This window comes from Kitasatospora sp. NPDC059160, from assembly GCF_042755465.1.
Taxonomy (GTDB): domain Bacteria; phylum Actinomycetota; class Actinomycetes; order Streptomycetales; family Streptomycetaceae; genus Kitasatospora.
This window is the reverse complement of record NZ_JBHZCN010000075.1, coordinates 31,025-48,371: the sequence shown is the minus strand read 5'-3', so window position 1 is coordinate 48,371 and position 17,347 is coordinate 31,025. Positions and strand designations below refer to the sequence as shown.

12 protein-coding genes and 1 tRNA gene are annotated in these 17,347 nt (G+C 73.4%); 8 read left to right on the top strand and 5 right to left on the bottom strand.

The window, feature by feature from the left end; genetic code table 11:
- Positions 1-258: 258 nt before the first annotated feature.
- Positions 259-918: a DUF5819 family protein gene (locus tag ACFXOZ_RS28565; RefSeq protein ID WP_380593205.1), complete on the bottom strand. Its 660-nt coding sequence runs from the start codon at positions 916-918 to the stop codon at positions 259-261.
- Between the two features lie 277 nt (positions 919-1,195).
- Positions 1,196-2,416, bottom strand: a complete 1,221-nt coding sequence (locus ACFXOZ_RS28560) for a rhodanese-like domain-containing protein (protein WP_375891884.1) — start codon at positions 2,414-2,416, stop codon at positions 1,196-1,198.
- A 216-nt stretch (positions 2,417-2,632) separates the two neighbouring features.
- On the opposite strand from ACFXOZ_RS28560, the gene ACFXOZ_RS28555 reads away from it, so the two are divergent.
- Complete coding sequence (locus ACFXOZ_RS28555) at positions 2,633-5,479, top strand: SpoIIE family protein phosphatase (protein ID WP_380593204.1); 2,847 nt, start codon at positions 2,633-2,635, stop codon at positions 5,477-5,479.
- A gap of 55 nt (positions 5,480-5,534) precedes the next feature.
- On the opposite strand, the gene ACFXOZ_RS28550 is transcribed toward ACFXOZ_RS28555, so the two are convergent.
- Together ACFXOZ_RS28550 and ACFXOZ_RS28545 are read right to left on the bottom strand one after the other, a co-directional pair.
- Entirely contained in the window at positions 5,535-6,251 is a 717-nt protein-coding gene (locus tag ACFXOZ_RS28550; protein WP_380525517.1) for a hypothetical protein, read from the bottom strand.
- Positions 6,252-6,528: 277 nt separating this feature from the next.
- Positions 6,529-8,358, bottom strand: coding sequence for a phosphatidylglycerol lysyltransferase domain-containing protein (locus tag ACFXOZ_RS28545; RefSeq protein WP_380525516.1), 1,830 nt, complete (start codon positions 8,356-8,358; stop codon positions 6,529-6,531).
- A gap of 341 nt (positions 8,359-8,699) precedes the next feature.
- Here ACFXOZ_RS28545 and ACFXOZ_RS28540 point away from each other — a divergent pair, with 341 nt between their 5' ends.
- Positions 8,700-9,350, top strand: a complete 651-nt coding sequence (locus tag ACFXOZ_RS28540) for a response regulator transcription factor (protein ID WP_229928260.1) — start codon at positions 8,700-8,702, stop codon at positions 9,348-9,350.
- Positions 9,347-10,495 (top strand): sensor histidine kinase, encoded by a 1,149-nt coding sequence (locus ACFXOZ_RS28535; protein ID WP_380593203.1) that lies wholly within the window; start codon positions 9,347-9,349, stop codon positions 10,493-10,495. Before ACFXOZ_RS28540 ends, ACFXOZ_RS28535 begins: the two co-directional genes overlap by 4 nt.
- Before the next feature lie 93 nt (positions 10,496-10,588).
- Here ACFXOZ_RS28535 and ACFXOZ_RS28530 read toward each other — a convergent pair.
- A tRNA-Leu gene (locus tag ACFXOZ_RS28530) sits at positions 10,589-10,672 on the bottom strand.
- Between the two features lie 433 nt (positions 10,673-11,105).
- Here ACFXOZ_RS28530 and ACFXOZ_RS28525 point away from each other — a divergent pair.
- The 5 genes from ACFXOZ_RS28525 (at position 11,106) to ACFXOZ_RS28505 (ending at position 17,243) form a co-directional block, all read left to right on the top strand.
- Positions 11,106-11,960 carry an FhaA domain-containing protein gene (locus ACFXOZ_RS28525; RefSeq protein WP_375891876.1) on the top strand — a complete coding sequence of 285 codons (855 nt, stop codon included), beginning with the start codon at positions 11,106-11,108 and terminating at the stop codon, positions 11,958-11,960.
- A gap of 46 nt (positions 11,961-12,006) precedes the next feature.
- The gene (locus ACFXOZ_RS28520) at positions 12,007-12,564 is read left to right on the top strand and encodes an FHA domain-containing protein (protein WP_380525515.1); all 558 of its coding nucleotides are present in this window, start codon (positions 12,007-12,009) and stop codon (positions 12,562-12,564) included.
- A 53-nt stretch (positions 12,565-12,617) separates the two neighbouring features.
- On the top strand, positions 12,618-14,249 hold the full coding sequence (locus tag ACFXOZ_RS28515; protein WP_380525514.1) for a PP2C family protein-serine/threonine phosphatase: 1,632 nt from the start codon (positions 12,618-12,620) through the stop codon (positions 14,247-14,249).
- A 136-nt stretch (positions 14,250-14,385) separates the two neighbouring features.
- A complete protein-coding gene (locus tag ACFXOZ_RS28510; protein WP_375891974.1) occupies positions 14,386-15,789 on the top strand; it encodes an FtsW/RodA/SpoVE family cell cycle protein in 1,404 nt (467 codons plus the stop codon).
- A complete protein-coding gene (locus ACFXOZ_RS28505; RefSeq protein ID WP_375891870.1) occupies positions 15,786-17,243 on the top strand; it encodes a peptidoglycan D,D-transpeptidase FtsI family protein in 1,458 nt (485 codons plus the stop codon). Before ACFXOZ_RS28510 ends, ACFXOZ_RS28505 begins: the two co-directional genes overlap by 4 nt.
- Positions 17,244-17,347 lie beyond the last annotated feature (104 nt).

Below are 17,347 nucleotides of genomic sequence, written 5' to 3'. Positions count from 1 at the left end.
GGGGGCGTGCGTTTTTTTTTTCTATGAGACGGCGTCGCGGTCGGGGGCCGGCGCCCCGCGGGCGCGGGGGGGCGGGCCCGGGGGGGCGGGGCCCCGCCCCGGGCCCGGGGCCCGCCGGGGCGACGGACGGTCCGCCCTGCCGCGGCACGCCGTCCAGCAGCGGCACGCCGTCCAGCGGCCGCGGCACCACCGGCCCGCCCGCCACGGTCGGCGCCGCAGGGTCCACGCCCGACGCCACGGGCTCCACCGCCCCCTCGTTCACCCCAGCCCCCGGTAGTCCTCGTCCCCGACCGGCCACCACGGCAGCTCCCGCACCCTGGGCGCGGGCGGCGCGGCCTCGCCGCTCCAGGACGGCGGCGGCACGGTCGCCGTGGTCGCCCGGAACTGGATCTCCAGCACCCGCTCGCCGTCCACCTCCCGGCCGATCCGCTGCAACGCGATCCGCTTGAGGTACTGCTCGGCGAGCCGGCCGCGCGAGTTGGTCGGCTTCCCGTCCTGGGCGTCGTGGGAACCGTCGTAGAAGTCCCAGGCCCGGCGCAGCAGGTTCTGGTCGACGTGGCTGGGCGCCGGGTTGCCCCGGATCGCCGCGATGTCCTGCGCGGTCAGCCCGGTCCAGTCATGGGTGCGGGTGGCGCCGCCGTCCGCGACGGTGCGCACCCGGGCGTCCACGTCGACGTTCTGCTGCAAGGGGTTGGGGGCGAACAGCTTCCAGTTCTGCTCGAACTCCGGGTAGACGATCCCGTCGACCTCGTCCCGGTACTGCCGGGACAGCGTGTTGGCGGGGGCGACGTGCAGGAACACCGCGGCGAGGAACAGCCCGGTGGCGCTGACCAGCACCGCGGCGGCCAGGCCGAGGACGAGCTGCGCGGGCGTCGACCAGACCCTCCCCGGGGCGGCCCGGTCCGTGCTGCCCGTCATGGCCTCCCCGCCCGGTCGGCGCGCCGCCGGCCGGTACCGGCGCGTCGCGCGCCCATCCTGCCCTACCCGTCCCCGGGCGGGCACCGCGAGGTTCCGGAGGTCCTAGGGTCCGTCTTCGGACTCGCGTCGTTCGCCCGGAGGGCGGGCGGGGCGGCGTTGGGGTGCGTGCATCGCAAGGCGGAGGAGGGAGCCCAATGCAGCGCATTGGCGACCGACGACAACGCGGCGAGGTGCGTGCCCCGGCGTCGCCCCGCAGACGGGAGTCCGAAGACGGGCCCTACAGGACGAAGGCGGCCTGGCCGGTGCTGCTGACCATCGGACGGCCGGCCCCCTCCCAGGCGTACATCCCGCCGTCCACGTTCACCGCTTCCCGGCCCTGCTGCACCAGGTACTGGACGACCTGCGCGGAGCGGCCGCCGACCCGGCAGAGCACGTACAGCTTCTCCTCCGGCAGCTCGCCGATCCGGGCGATCACCTCGCCGATCGGGATGTGCAGCGCGCCGTCCACGTGGCCGGCGTCCCACTCGTCCTGCTCGCGCACGTCCAGCAGGGCGGCATCGGCCGGCACGGAGGCGGCGTCGGTGGAGGGGATCTGCGCGAACATCGTGGGGCTCTCCTGGGCTCGGTGCGGGTCGGTGGAGTCGGTGGGGCCGGTGCCATTGTCGCCCACCGCCGTCGGCCGGTGGGCCGGATCCGGGGTGCCGAGCAGCCGCTCCAGCTCGGCCTGCTGTGCGGCGGCCTTGGCGAGCAGCTCCTCGGCGAGCTGCTCCAGCAGCCGGTCCGGGTCCTGCGGGGCGAGGGCGAGCAGCTGGCCCATCGGGGTCTGCTCCAGCCGGACCTGCTCGGTGGCGGTCTCGGTGATCTTGGCGGTCAGCCAGTCCAGCCGGCGGCGCAGCCAGCCCAGCCGGTCGGGGGAGTCGACGGCGGGCGCGGCCTCCGGCGCGGTGGACCACTCGGCGGCGAGGCCCTCCAGCACGGCGGCGTCCCCGTAGGCGTAGGCCTCGTTCACCCGGACCAGGAAGTCCGCCCGGCGCTGCTGCTCGCCGGGGTCGGTGGTGAGGTCGGGGTGGGCGCGGCGGACCAGCTCGCGGTAGATCCGCTGGGCCTCCTTCCCGGGCCGCACCCGGGCGGGCGCGGCGGGCGGCGGCGGGACGGCCTCCTCCGCGCCCTCCGCGGACTTCTCCCGTACGGAGTCGAACAGCGCGTCCAGGTCCGGCAGCTCCTCGACCCGCTGCCGGGCCTCGGTGGCCCGCCGCCGGTCCTCCGGGTCCCCGGTGCGGGCCGCGACGGCCTCGGCGACCAGCGCGTCGAGCTCGTCCAGCCGGGCGTAGAGCGGGCCGAGCAGCTGGTGGTGGATCAGGGCGAAGTTGTCGATCTCGACCCGCAGCGTCTGGACGTCCACGTCCATGCTGAGCCAGGCCAGCTCGGCGGCGGCGACCCGCTCCTCCAGCTCCTGCTGCTCCGGGTCCGTCCAGCGGGCGGGGCTCTGCGCGGTCACGATCTCGCCTCTGTCTCGTCCGTCCGGCCGGCTTCCTGCGGAGCCGCCGCGCGGGCGGCCCGGCCTGCCACCCTACCGCCGCGTTCCGGGCCGCCGTCCGGGTGAAGCGGGCGTGCGGACCGGCGCGCGGCACGTGACACGCAACCGATCCTGATGAATCTCCCCGTTTCGGTGTCGGGCCCGGCCCGGTCCGTGCTTCGCTGGTATCCGCACAGCGTGCCTTCCTCCGGAGAAACGGCCGCCCCGGGCGCGGTGGCCAGGCGGGAGCAGACCGAATCCATGGTGGCCGAGTCCAACTCCACACCGCTTCCGGCGGGCGCCGAGACCGCGCCGGGCGACCACCCGACCGGAGTGGCCGCCCTGGTCCGGCTCGCCCTCGTCGTGGTCGACCGGGCCGGCCGGATCGCCCAGTGGAGCCGGGCCGCCGAGGAGCTGTTCGGGCACCGCGCCGAGGCCGCCACCGACCGCCCGGCCTCGGGCCTGCTGCCCGCCCTGGAGGCACGGGTGCTCGGCCGCTGCGCGGTGCGCCGCCGCTGCGACGCCCTCGACACCCTGGCCGGGCTGACCGCCGCCGGGCGCCCCTGGGCCGGGCGGCTCACCGTGACCGACCGGGAGGAGCACCAGCGCGACGTGCTCTGGTGGGCCTACCCGCTGCCCGGCCCGGCCGGCGGACTGCTCGCGCTCGCCGCCGACGCCCGCCCGCTGCGCAGCTCCGGACCGCGGCTCGCCCTCGGCGAGCGCCTGCTGCCCTTCGCCGCGACGCCCGGCGCCCGGGGCGGCTTCCACGGGCTGACCGCCGCCCTCACCCCGCCGGCCGCCGAGCTGCCCGAGCCGCTGGCCCGGCTGCTGCCCGCCGCCCTCCGGGCCCCGCTGCGCGCGGCCGCCGCCCTGGGCGGGCTGCCCGCACTGCGGCTGGACGCGACCACCGTGCTGGCGGTGCTGCCCTCCGATCCGCAGGCCGGCACCGCCCACGTGGCCGCCGGCCTGGGCCGCCGCTACCCGACGCCCCAGCAGCGCGCGGCCCGGCTCGGTCCGCCGCCGCAGGCCGACCAGTCCGCGCCGGGCCGCCGTCCCCAGGGCCCGCTGCCCGCCCAACGTGACCCGGCCCCGCACGAACCGGCGCCGCACGGCCCGGCCCGGCGCGACCCCGCCCCGCACGCCCCCGGCGAGCGGCCCACCGCGGTCGTCGGTGCCCCGCCCGCCCCGCTCCCGGCCCCCGGCCGCGAGACACCCCCACGCACCGGAGGAGGAGCCACCATCGAGCCGCAGGCCGCCGTCGAGTCGTCCGCCCACGGCCTCCCGCCGCGCCGCCCCGCCCAGGCCCCGCCCGGCGCCGTCCCCGCCCCCACCGGCGCCGAGGGACCGCCGAGCGGCCGACTGGGCCCGTTCCTCACCAACGGCCAGGCCGGCGAACAGCTGGCCCTGCTGAACGAGGTCGGCGGCAAGGTCGGCACCACCCTGGACCTCGGCTTCACCGCCCACGAGCTGTGCCAGGTGCTGGTCCCCCGGGTCGCCGACTTCGCCTGCGTGGACCTCGTGGACGGCCTGATCTCGGACTCCGAGCTACCGGTCTCCCGCCCCGACGACGACACCATGCTGCGCCGGGTCGCCCTGGTCTTCAACCAGACCGGCGGCGCCTGGGACCACGTGCTCTCCGAGGGCTCGCTGGTCAGCATGCCGCGCCGGACCCCGCCCGGGCTGGCCCTGCAACTGAACCAGCCGGTGCTGGTCCCGGTGGTCAGCGCGGACGTCGCGGTGGACTACGCGATCGCGCTCGGCGGCGCCCGGCTGGCCCCGGTGGTCTCCGGCCGCTCGATGCTGGTGGTCCCGCTGTCCGCCCGGGGCACCGTGCTGGGCATCCTCAAGCTGCTCCGGCTGCCGGACCGCGCCCCCTTCGACGAGAGCGACGCCGCCACCCTCAAGGAGCTGGCGGTACGGGCCGCGCTGTCGCTGGACAACGCCCGGCTGCACCGCGCCGAGGCCAGGGTCGCCACCACCCTCCAGCGCTCGATGATCCCGACCCGCCCGCCGCAGATCCCCGGGGTGCAGATCGCCCACCGCTACCTGCCCGGCGATCCGAAGGCCGAGGTCGGCGGCGACTGGTTCGACGCGATCCAGCTGCCCGGCAGCCGGGTCGCCCTGGTGGTCGGCGACGTGATGGGCCACGGCATCCACTCGGCCGCCGCGATGGGCCGCTTCCGCACCGCGATGCAGACCCTCGCCGCCCTGGACCTGCCGCCCGGCCAGCTGCTGCGGCACCTGGACAACCTGGCCCAGAAGCTCGGCGACGACCACCTCGCCACCTGCCTGTACGCGGTCTACGACCCGATCAACCGGACCTGCGAGCTGGCCAGCGCCGGCCACGTCCCGCCCGTCCTGGTGCACCCGGACGGCAGCGGGGAGCTGCTGGAGATCCCGGCCGGCGCGCCGATCGGCGTCGGCGGGGTGCCGTTCGTCGCCAAGACCATCGACGTCTCGGACGGCTCGATGCTGGTGCTGTGCACCGACGGACTGGTCGAGGTCCGGGGCGGGGACATAGGGGCGGGCCTGGCCGCGCTGTGCGGCAACCTGATCGACCCGCAGCAGAGCCCCGAGCAGGCCTGCGACGAGGTGCTGCGCCGGCTGCACTCGGACGACCGCAAGGACGACGTCGCCCTGCTGGTGGCCCGTTTCGACGGGGTCGCCCCGTCCGAGGTGGCCACCTGGAACCTCACCGTGGACCAGCGCGAGGTGCGCCGGGCCCGTTCCCTGGTCCGCGAGCAGCTGGCCGCCTGGCACCTGGAGGCGCTCAGCGACACCACCGAGCTGCTGGTCAGCGAACTGGTCACGAACGCCGTCCGGGTCGCCCGGGACCGGGTGCAGCTCCAGCTGATCCGGGTGGACAAGCTGCTGGTCGAGGTCAGCGACGACAACCACAACCTGCCCTCGCTGGAACCGGCCGAGCAGCTCGGCGAGACCGGCCGCGGCCTCACCCTGGTCACCAAGCTCGCCGAACACTGGGGCACCGCCCGCAAGGCGGTGGGCAAGGTCGTCTGGTTCGAGCTGCCCCTCCCGCACGCATGACGGCCGCGTACGGGCAACGCCCCGTACGCGGCCGACAAGGAAGGTGAAGGGTCACTCAGGGGATGACGGCCCCCGCCGAACGGCGCCGGGCCTCCGCCGCGACCTCCCGGGAGGCCGCGGTGGCCACCGAGGTGGCGGCGCCGACCCCGGCCAGCACCCGCGGCCAGAAGTCCCCGAAGACCTCGACCGAGACGGCGATCAGCAGCGCGGTGACCACCGCGACCACGTGCTCCAGGCCCGCCAGGTTCGGCAGCACGACCGCCTCGCCGACCATCAGCACCACCACCGTGGCGGCGGTGAACCAGGCCCGGGTGCGGAACGCGATGCAGATGGCCAGCGCCACCACCGCGGCCGAGGGCCCGGTGTCCCGCACGAAGGCGACCCACTTCGGGAAGCCGAACAGGTGGTGCGGCCCCATCGCCACGCCGACCCGGGCGAACAGCGTGCCCGCCAGGGTGCACGCGTAGGCGACCACCAGCGTCATCCGCCGGCCGAGCACGACCTCGGCGATCGCGAAGACCACGAAGACCTGGGCCAGTGCTCCCCACACCGGCAGGTCCAGGGCCGGCACGTACAACGACAGCGGGGTCCGCAGCAGCGAGACCTCCAGCGGCAGCGAGGCCCGCACCACCCCGATGTGGTTGACGAACCGCTCACCGCCCGGCAGGTGCTGGACGATGCTGAACAGCAGGATCAGAAACGTCGCCGTCGTGGCCAGCGGAAAGGCGGCGAACTTCTTGCGCACCACCGCGTCGCGGACCGTCAGGTACAACGTCCCCCACTCTGCGACAGCGGCCTTTCTGGCTCGCGCCAGCAGCCCCTTTCGCACGCCCCCCGCGTGGGTCCTGTGAATCACAACCGTTTCTCCCGAATCCCCGAACTTGTCAGCTACTCCCACATTAGAAGCCTGTTAACAAATCCACATCGGCATGGATGGGGATCGAGGTCATCCTCAGGAGGGAGACGAATCCCCCCTCCGGACCCCCCGTACGACCGATGGCCTTCTCCGCCCCCGGCCGCCCGGCCCCCCTCCGCCCCCCGACGGAGGGCTACCCCTTCCCGTCCCGGGCCGCCACCGGCACCCGGGGCGCCACCACGGCGGGCCCGGCGTGCCGGCGCCGGAACAGGGCGGGCAGGCTCGGCGCGACGATGAAGCCCTCGGCGCGGGCGCTGGCGATGCCGATCCGGGGAATCTCGCTGCTCTTCTCGAACAGCAGGTAGCGCGGCTCCCAGATCGGCCGGTACTTGGCGTTCGCGCGGTACAGCGACTCGATCTGCCACCAGCGCGAGAAGAAGCCGAGGACGGAGCGCCACAGCCGCAGCACCGGACCGGCACCGAGCTTGGAACCGCGCTCGAAGACCGAGCGGAACATCGCGAAGTTCAGCGACACCCGCTTGAGCCCGACCTCCTCCGCACGCTGCAGCAGCTCGATGACCATGAACTCCATCAGGCCGTTCTCGGTGTCCCGGGCCCGGCGCATCAGGTCCAGCGAGAGCCCGTCCGGGCCCCACGGCACGAAGCTCAGCAGCGCCTTGAGCTCGCCGTCCCCGTCACTGCACTCCAGCATCACGCAGCGGCCGTCGCCCGGGTCGCCGAGCCGCCCCAGCGCCATCGAGAAGCCGCGCTCGGTCGCCCCGTCGCGCCACTCGTCGGCCTTGGACACCAGCCGCGCCATCTCCTCCTCGGAGATGTCCTCGTGCCGGCGGATCCGCACCGTGTACCCGGCCCGCTTGACCCGGTTGTACGCCTGCCGGACCACCCGCATCGCCCGGCCGTCCAGCGAGAACTCGTCCAGCTCGACGATCGCCTCGTCACCCAGCTCCAGCGCGTCCAGCCCGTGCCGGGCGTAGATCACCCCGGCCTCCTCGGAGGCGCCCATCACGGCCGGCGCCCAGGCGTGCTCGCGCGCCTCGGACAGCCAGGCCTCGATCGCGCCCGGCCAGGCCTCCGGGTCGCCGATCGGGTCGCCCGAGGCCAGCGAGACCCCGCCGATCACCCGGTACGTCACCGCCGCCTTGCCGCTGGGGGAGAAGACCACCGCCTTGTCCCGGCGCAGCGCGAAGTAGCCGAGCGAGTCGCGCTCGCCCTGCTTGTCCAGCAGGCCGCGCAGCTTCGCCTCGTCCTCGGGGTTGAGCAGCTCCTTGCCGCGCGGGCTGCGGAACGCCACGTACAGCACCAGCAGGAACAGCACCGCGCCCATCGCGTTGATCGCCGCGTTCACCCAGGTCGGGGCCGCGATCACGGAGCGCAGGTGCTCGGACGGGGTGATGGTGATCATCCGGCCGACCGAGTAGCGGAAGAGGTCCCACCAGCCGGCCCCGTTCAGCTCGTTGGTGATCCAGACCAGCAGCGCGCCGACGGCGCCGCCGAAGAACAGCCCGCCGACGAAGGTGGCCGCCGCGGTCTTCGGGTTGGAGCGGTCGCCCTTGGAGGTGAACTCCTTGCGCCCGATCAGCAGCGCCAGCACGAACAGGCAGGTCAGCACCGTGGAGATGTAGTTGAGCGGGTGCTTGTTGAAGCGCTCGCCGGGCAGCACCATGACCGCCAGGTACAGCAGGGCGAAGACGCTGCTGAGCGCCGCGTTGAAGATCCACGCGGCCCGCTTGCGCCGCCGCATCGCGACCGCCAGGAAGACCGACAGCACCGCGGCCGCCAGACCGGAGGTCATCAGGTACGGGGTGAAGTACTCGCCCTCGTTGTGCTCGTTGACCTGGTTCCCCCAGGGCACCAGCAGCACGGTCGCCACGTTCAACAGCGCCAGCAGCCGGAGGTACCAGACCGAGGCGGCCGCGGCCCGCGGGCGCCAGCGGTCGAGCGGTCCGGCGGGCCGGGGCTCGGCGGAGGTGGCGGACGGCTCCGACTTCACAGTGGACGACACAGCTCAATTCCAAACGATCAGATGGTGGGGCGCATCCGCACGCGGCCCGGCGCCGGGCGCCGGCACGGGCCCGACGGGCTGACCGGCCACCCCCGCCCACCGACCGCCCGCGTCGAGCGACCGGCCGGAAAAGGCAGCCAACTCCATGGTTCCGCACCATTCCTGAAAATTGCGTGAACCGGGTAGCGGATTCCCACCCCCGCCGAACGGCGGGGGTTCTTACCCCCCATGGGTTCGGCACCCCGCCCCGGCTACCCCTACTCTCAAAGCGACCCCCGCGGACCGACCGAACCCGGCCGCCCGAACCGAGGAGGCCCCCCATCACCACCACCCGCGTGCTGATCGTCGACGACGAGATCCTGGTCCGCTCCGGCCTCGGCCTGATCGTCGGTTCCGCCCCCGACCTGGAGGTGGTCGGCGACTGCTCCGGCGGACAGGCCGAGGAGCACGTCCAGCGCCTGCGCCCGCACGTGGTGCTGCTCGACATCCGGATGCCCGACCTCGACGGCATCTCGGTGCTGCGCCGCCTGCGCGCCCTGCCCGACCCGCCGGCCGTCGCGATGCTCACCACCTTCGACACCGACGAGTACATCGGCACCGCGCTGCGGGCCGGCGCGACCGGGTTCCTGCTCAAGGACACCGCCCCCGAGCAGCTGGTGCACGCCGTCCGGGTGCTCGCCGCGGGCGGCAACATCCTCTCCCCGACCGTCACCCGCACCGTGATCGGCGGCTACGTGGACGGCGGCGGCCCGGACGCCGAGGCCACCGCGCTGGCCCGCACCCTGACCGGCCGCGAGCTGGACGTGCTGGCCCTGCTCGGCGAGGGCCTGTCCAACGCCGAGATCGCCGACCGGCTCTTCCTCGGCACCGGCACGGTCAAGGACCACATCAGCGCGATCCTCGGCAAGCTCGGCGCCGCCAACCGGGTGCAGGCCGCCGTGCTCGCCCACCGGGCCGGCCTGGTGCGGCCCAAGCCCGGCGACGGGGCATGACGGCCGCCGACCAGCTGCCGTCCCGACGGCTGCCGGCCTGGTGCACCGCCCCCTGGCCGATGGTGCTGCTGCCCGTCCTGTACTCCCTGATGGACGCCGCCCTGGTGTCCCGGGACTCCACCTGGTGGCAGGTGACGCTCTCCGTGCTGGCCGCCGTGGCGCTGTTCTGGCGGCGCCGCTTCCCGGTGACGGTGCTGCTGCTCACCATGCCCGGCACCTGGGTGGAGGCGATCTGGCTGGCCCCGATCACCGCCGTCTACACGGTCGCCACCGAGCGCCCCAGGGCCGCGGTGCTGTTCCCCTGCGCGGCCCTGTTCACCCTGGTCGACTTCTTCCACTGGCCGCTGCCGAACCCGCTGGTCGAGCTCAGCCGGAACACCGCCCTGGACGCCATCCAGGCCGTGATGCTCTCCGCCGGCCCGGCCGCCACCGGACTGCTCTCCCGCACCCGGCGGGAGCTGGCCGCCCGGCTGGACGAACTGACCCGCGGCCAGGAGCGGGAGAGCCGGCTGCTCGCCGAACGGGTGCTGATCAGCGAGCGCGGCCGGCTGGCCCGGGAGATGCACGACGTGGTCTCGCACCAGGTCAGCCTGATCAGCATCCAGGCCGGCGCGCTCCAGGTGAGCACCACCGACCCGGCCGCCGCGACCACCGCCCGCACCATCCGCGAGCTGTCCGTCCGGACCCTGGAGGAGCTGCGCCAGATGGTCGGGGTGCTGCGCAGCACCGGCGGCCCCCGCCCGGACGCCCCGCTCGCCCCGCAGCCCCGGCTGGCCGACCTGCCCCGGCTGATCGCGGAGAGCGGGCTGGCCGCCGACTCCGAGCTGAACCCCGGTGACCGCCCGTGGCCGGAGGCGGTCGAACGGGCCGCCTACCGCACCGTCCAGGAGGCGCTCACCAACATCACCAAGTACGCCCCGGAGGCGGTGGTGCACGTGCGGGTCCGGGCGAAGGGCCGCCGGCTGCGGGTCGAGGTCCGCAACGAGGCGCCGCCGGTCCGCCCGGCCGAGACCCTGCCGGGCGGCGGCCACGGCCTGGTCGGGCTGCGCGAGCGCGCCCAGCTGCTGGGCGGCACCCTCACCGCCGGTCCGACCCAGGACGGCGGCTTCGAGGTCCGCGCCGACCTCCCGGCCAGCCAGTCCTGACCCGCCCGCTCCGGCCCGGCCCTCCGGGGCGGGGCCGGCGGCGCGGGACAACGAGAAAGCCCCGCAGATCCGAAGATCTGCGGGGCTTCGCTGTGCGCGAGGGGGGAGTTGAACCCCCACGCCCTTTCGGGCACTGGAACCTGAATCCAGCGCGTCTGCCTATTCCGCCACCCGCGCATGGGTGTCGTCTTCACTGCCGTCCGTTCCGCGGAGCCGCTCGGTACCATGTGGTCTTCGCGTTTCCCCGGTCCGGCTCCCTTTCGGGCGGCCCTTCCGACGTGGAAAACAGTAGCACGACCTGGGGGGCTGCTCCGAATCCGTTTCCCGGGGAGACCGACCACGTCCGAACGGCCGCGCGACGAACGGACGGGCGGAGCGCGGTGCACCGCTCCGACGGGCAGACCTGGCGTGCCGCACCCGGAATGCGTCACCCTGTGTGTCCGAGCCCACCCCCCGGCACCACGCGGTCCGGGAACCGTACGGAAGGGCCCGGCGTGGATACGATCAGTACGGAAGTACCGCAAGTAGGCACGACCGACTCCCCCGAGGACACCTCCGCGGCGGACCCCGGTCGGCAGGCAGGCGAACGAACCCTGGAAGGGGGTGCCCCATGGGGATGATGAAGAAGTTCGAGCAGCGGCTGGAGGGTCTCGTCAACGGCACCTTCGCCAAGGTGTTCAAGTCCGAGGTCCAGCCCGTGGAGATCGCCGGCGCTCTGCAGCGCGAGTGCGACAACAACGCGAGCATCTGGAACCGCGACCGCACCGTCGTGCCGAACGACTTCATCGTCGAGCTCAGCCCGCACGACCACGAGCGGCTCAGCCCCTACTCGGGGCAGCTCGGCGCCGAGCTGGCCGGCATGGTCCGCGAGTACGCCGAGGCCCAGCGGTACTCCTTCATGGGCCCGCTCCAGGTGAACCTGGAGAAGGCCGACGACCTGGACACCGGCCTCTACCGGGTGCGCAGCCGCACCCTGGCCTCCGAGGAACCCCAGCAGTTCGCCCCGCAGCAGCAGCCCGGCTACGACCGCCAGCCGGCCGCACCGGCCCCCGGCGCACCGTGGCAGCAGGGCGGCGCCGGGCAGTACAGCGCGCCCCCGCCGCCGGCCGCGCCCCCCGCGATGCCCCCGGGCCCTCCGGCCGGCGGCAACGTCCGCGCCTTCCCCGGAGCCGGCCACGGCACCTCGGTCCGCCGCTGGATCGAGGTGAACGGCGCCCGCCACCAGATCACCGGCGCGGCCTGCGTCCTCGGCCGCTCGACCGAGGCGGACGTCCGGATCGACGACCCCGGGGTCTCCCGCAAGCACGCCGAGATCCGCCCGGGCACCCCTTCGATGGTCCTCGACCTGGGCTCCACCAACGGCATCGTGGTGGACGGGCAGCACACCCAGCGCGCTACGCTCCGCGACGGCTCCCGAATCGTCGTGGGCTCCACCACCATCGTCTACCGGCAGGTCGAAGGGTAGTGTCCGAGTTGTTCGCGCGCCTCGCTCACCGACTGGCGGGACGGCCATGTCAGAACTGACCCTCACGGTCATGCGGCTGGGCTTCCTGGCCGTGCTGTGGCTGTTCGTCATCGTCGCGATCCAGGTGATCCGCAGCGACCTGTTCGGCACCAAGGTGAACCCCCGCAGCTCCCGTCGCGGCGGCGGTGCCGCCACCGCGTCCGGAGCCGCTGCGGCGCCCTCCTCGGCACCCGGACGTCCCGCGGCCCCCGCCCCCGGCAACAGCGCCCCGGCGGCCCAGACCCAGGGCGGCGGCGGCCGCCGCCGCGGCGCCCCGACCCAGCTGGTGGTCGTCCAGGGCTCGCTGGCCGGAACGACGGTCGCCCTCCAGGGCCAGACCATCACGCTGGGCCGGGCGCACGACTCGACCATCGTGCTGGACGACGACTACGCGTCCTCCCGGCATGCCAGGATCTATCCGGATCAGACTGGGCAGTGGACGGTCGAGGATCTAGGCTCCACCAACGGCACCTATCTGGACCGGCAGCGCCTGACCGCGCCCACTCCGCTCCAGCCGGGCACGCCGATCCGTATCGGCAGGACCGTCATCGAACTGCGGAAGTAGTAGCGCATGAGGGACAGCATCCCGTCCAAGACCCAGAGGGGGGCACAGGTCGCATGACCCTGGTGCTGCGCTTCGCCGCCGGCTCCCACAAGGGACTGATCCGGGAGGGGAACGAGGACTCCGGCTACGCCGGGCCGCGGCTGCTGGCCGTGGCCGACGGCATGGGCGGCGCCGCGGCCGGCGAGGTCGCTTCCTCCGAGGTGCTCGGCTCGATCGTCCGGCTGGACGAGGACGTGCCGGGCGCGGACCTGCTGACCCTGCTGGGCGACGCCGTCCAGGGCGCCAACGACCGGCTCCGGCAGATGGTCGAGGAGGACCCGCAGCTGGAGGGCATGGGCTGCACCCTGACGGCCATGCTCTGGACCGGCCAGCGGATGGGCCTGGTGCACGTCGGCGACTCCCGCGCCTACCTGCTGCGCGACGGCTCGCTGGTGCAGATCACCCAGGACCACACCTGGGTGCAGCGCCTGGTCGACGAGGGCCGGATCACACCCGAGGAGGCCGAGACCCACCCGCAGCGCTCGCTGCTGATGCGGGCCCTGGACGGCCGCGGCCAGGTCGAGCCGGACCTCTCGATCCGCGAGGTCCGGGCCGGCGACCGCTACCTGATCTGCTCGGACGGCCTCTCCGGCCCGGTCAGCCACCAGACCCTCCAGGACACCCTGGGCAGCTACTACTCGCCCGAGCAGACCGTGCAGGAGCTGATCCAGCTCGCGCTGCGCGGCGGCGGTCCGGACAACATCACCTGCATCGTGGCGGACGTCATCGACGTCGGCGCCACGGACACCATGAGCGGCCAGTTCAACGACGTCCCGGTGGTCGTCGGCGCGGTCGCCGAGACCCCGCCGTCCTCGACCGCCGCCGACCGCTCGATCGCGGACACCCCGGCCGGCCGCGCCGCCGGCCTGGGCCGCGGCCCGCAGGGCGCCTTCGGCCCGGCCGAGGGCTACGACGCGGCCGGGAACGCCTTCGGCCCCGCCGAGGGCTACGAGGGCGACGGCGGCTACGGCTACCCGGCCGAGCCCTCGGTGTACGGCACCGAGGAGTTCGACGGGGAGCAGCCCTCCCGGCGCAAGCGCCGGGGCCTGACCGTCCCGCTGGCCGTCCTGGTCACGCTCGGCCTGCTCGGCGGCGCCGGGTACTTCGGCTACCGGTGGACCCAGGACCAGTACTACATCGGCGAGGACGGCGACCACGTCGCCATCTACCAGGGCGTCAACCAGAACCTGGCCGGGCTGAGCCTGTCCTCGGTGCACGAGTCGCACAGCGACGCGCCGTTGAAGTGGCTGCCGCAGGACCAGCGCGCCCAGGTGAACCGGACCATCTCGGTCGGCAGCCTGTCGGACGCCCAGAAGACCATGGGCACCCTGGTGGACTGGGCCAAGCTGTGCCAGAAGGCCGCCACCGTGAACACCGCGGCCCCGCAGGGCACCCAGGGCACCACGGCCACCAGGACCGCGTTCGTAGCCGCCACCCCGACCACCCCCGGCGAGCGGGAGAAGCCCCGCTCCCCGGGCGCGGCCGCGCCGTCCGCGACGACGACCCCGTCCGCCCCCGGCACCGCCGCCCCGACGCCGAACGCCACCCCCCCGGCGGCCGCCCCGAGCGAGCAGGCCCAGCCGCCCCAGCAACCCGCACTGTCCGACGACGAGCGCAGCCGGGCCGAAGCCTGCCCGAAGCCGTGACGTCCTTGATCCGACATAGGTCCGCCCGGAACGGGCCCGCCGGCCGTCAGGGAGCGGTCACCACGTGAGCAGCTACGACCTGAGCGGCGACACCGCCCGCACCGGCTCCCGACGCCGGGCGGCGGGCGGGCGTGTCGTGCCGCGACGCCGCGGCAACACCACCATCTCGCTCCAGGGCGCACCGAACCGCCGTAACACCGAACTGGCCCTGCTGGTCTTCGCCGTGCTGCTGCCGATCCTGGCGTACGCCAACGTGGGCCTGGCGATGGACTCCCGGCTCCCGACCGGGATGCTCGGCTACGGCCTCGGGATGGGCTCGCTGGCCCTGGTCGCGCACCTGCTGGTGCGCCGCTTCGCGCCGTACGCGGACCCGCTGATGCTGCCGATCGCCACCCTGCTGAACGGGCTGGGCGTGGTGATGATCTGGCGCCTGGACAAGGCGGGCCACCTGCTCAGCGGCAACTTCCCGGCGGCCCGCAACCAGCTGATGTGGTCGGCCCTCGGGGTCACCCTGTTCATCGGTGTGATGGTCTTCCTGAAGGACCACCGGGTGCTGCAGCGTTACACCTACATCTCGATGGTGGTGGCGCTGGTGCTGCTGGCCGCACCGGCCTTCTTCCCGGCCCGGGCGGAGGACTTCGGCGCGAAGATCTGGATCCGGATGGGCAGCTTCTCCATCCAGCCCGGCGAGTTCGCCAAGATCGTCCTGACCGTGTTCTTCGCCGGCTACCTGATGGTCAAGCGGGACGCCCTGGCACTGGCCAGCCGCCGCTTCATGGGCCTGTACCTGCCGCGCGGCCGCGACCTCGGCCCGATCGTCGTGATCTGGCTGCTCAGCCTGCTGATCCTGGTCTTCGAGAACGACCTCGGCACGTCCTTCCTGTTCTTCGGCCTGTTCGTGGTGATGCTCTACGTCGCCACCGAGCGGACCAGCTGGATCCTGTTCGGCCTGCTGATGTCGGTCGGCGGCGCGGTCGCGGTGGCCATGACCACCAGCCACGTCAAGGTCCGCATCGACGCCTGGCTCGACCCGATGGCCGCCTTCGCGCCGACCCCGCCCAAGGGCGCCACCGAGCAGATCGGCCAGTCGCTGATGGCGCTCGGCTCCGGCGGGGTGACCGGCTCCGGCCTCGGCCAGGGCCGCTCCTGGCTGATCAACTTCGCCGCCAAGAGCGACTTCATCCTGGGCTCCTTCGGCGAGGAACTCGGACTGACCGGCCTGATGGCGATCTTCCTGCTGTACGCCCTGCTGGTGCAGCGCGGCCTGCGCACCGCCCTCGCCGCCCGCGACCCCTTCGGCAAGCTGTTCGCCGTCGGGCTCGCCTCGGCGATGGCGCTGCAGGTCTTCGTGGTGGCTGGCGGGGTCACCGGGCTGATCCCACTGACCGGTATGACCATGCCGTTCCTCGCGCAGGGCGGTTCGTCCGTGGTCGCCAACTGGGCGCTGGTCGCGATCCTGCTCAAGATCAGCGACAGCGCCCGACGTCCCGGGGTCGAACCGGCCCCGGTCCCCGAGGGCCAGGGAGGACCCGCCCGATGAACAAGCCGATCCGACGGGTCTCGATCTTCTGCCTGGTGCTGATCCTGGCGCTGATGGTGCGCACCAACTGGGTGCAGGGCGTCCAGGCCGACGCGCTGGCCTCCAACAAGAACAACAAGCGCCAGCTGTACGACCGCTACGCCCACCCGCGCGGCAACATCATCGTCAGCGGCCAGCCGGTCACCAACTCCGACTTCGTGAACGGCCTGCGCTACAAGTACAAGCGCTCCTGGAAGGACGGCGCGATGTACGCGCCGGTCACCGGCTACTCCTCGCAGGCCTACGGCTCCAGCGGGCTGGAGAACCTGGAGGACGGCATCCTCTCGGGCACCGACGACCGGCTGTTCTTCCGCAACACCCTGGACATGCTGACCGGCGAGCAGAAGCGCGGCGGCGACGTCGTCACGACGATCAACGCCAAGGTGCAGAAGGCGGCCTTCGACGGCCTGGGCGACAAGAAGGGCGCGGTGGTCGCGCTCGACCCGAAGACCGGTGCGATCCTGGCCCTGGTCTCCACCCCGTCCTACGACCCGGGCACCTTCGCCGGCGGCGAGAGCGGCGACACCAAGTCCTGGCAGGACCTCAACGCGGACCCGAACAAGCCGATGCTCAACCGGGCGCTGCGCGAGACCTACCCGCCCGGCTCGACCTTCAAGCTGGTCACCGCCACCGCCGCGTTCGAGAACGGCCTCTACCAGGGCGTCAACGACGCCACGAAGACGCCGGACCCGTACACCCTGCCCAACACCCAGACGGTGCTCAAGAACGAGAGCCCCAACGAGCGCTGCGAGAACGCCACCATCGAGTCCGGGATGGACCAGTCCTGCAACACGGTCTTCGCCAAGATGGGCGCCGACCTCGGCAAGGACAAGATGCGGGCGCAGGCCGAGAAGTTCGGCTTCAACAGCACGGTGGACACCCCGGTCCGCTCGGAGAAGAGCATCTTCCCGGACAGCCCCAGCCTGGACGGCACCGCCCAGGACTCGATCGGCCAGCACGACACCCGCGCCACCCCGCTGCAGATGGCCATGGTCTCCGCGGCGATCGCCAACAACGGCAGCCTGATGCAGCCGTACCTGGTCGACCAGGAGCGCTCGGCCTCGCTGACCACCATCTCCAAGCACACCGAGAAGCAGTTCTCCCAGGCGATGAGCCCGGCCACCGCGCAGAAGATGCAGGACCTGATGGTCTCGGTGGTCGAGAACGGCACCGGCACCAACGCCAAGATCCCCGGTCTCCAGGTCGGCGGCAAGACCGGCACCGCCCAGCACGGCGAGGACAACGCCGGCCTGCCGTTCGCCTGGTTCACCTCCTGGGCCAAGACCTCGGACGGCCAGTCGGTCGCGGTCGCGGTGGTGGTCGAGGACGGCTCCCAGAACCGCGACGGCATCAGCGGCGGCCGCCTCGCGGCCCCGATCGCCAAGGCGGTGATGCAGGCCGCGCTCGGCAAGTAGGGCGACGGTGAGGCGAAAGTCACGATCGGCACCCCCGTCCGGATACCGGTCTGATATCGGCCGACGGCTGACTCCGGTCCGGTGCGGTGCGACCGGTAGCGTAT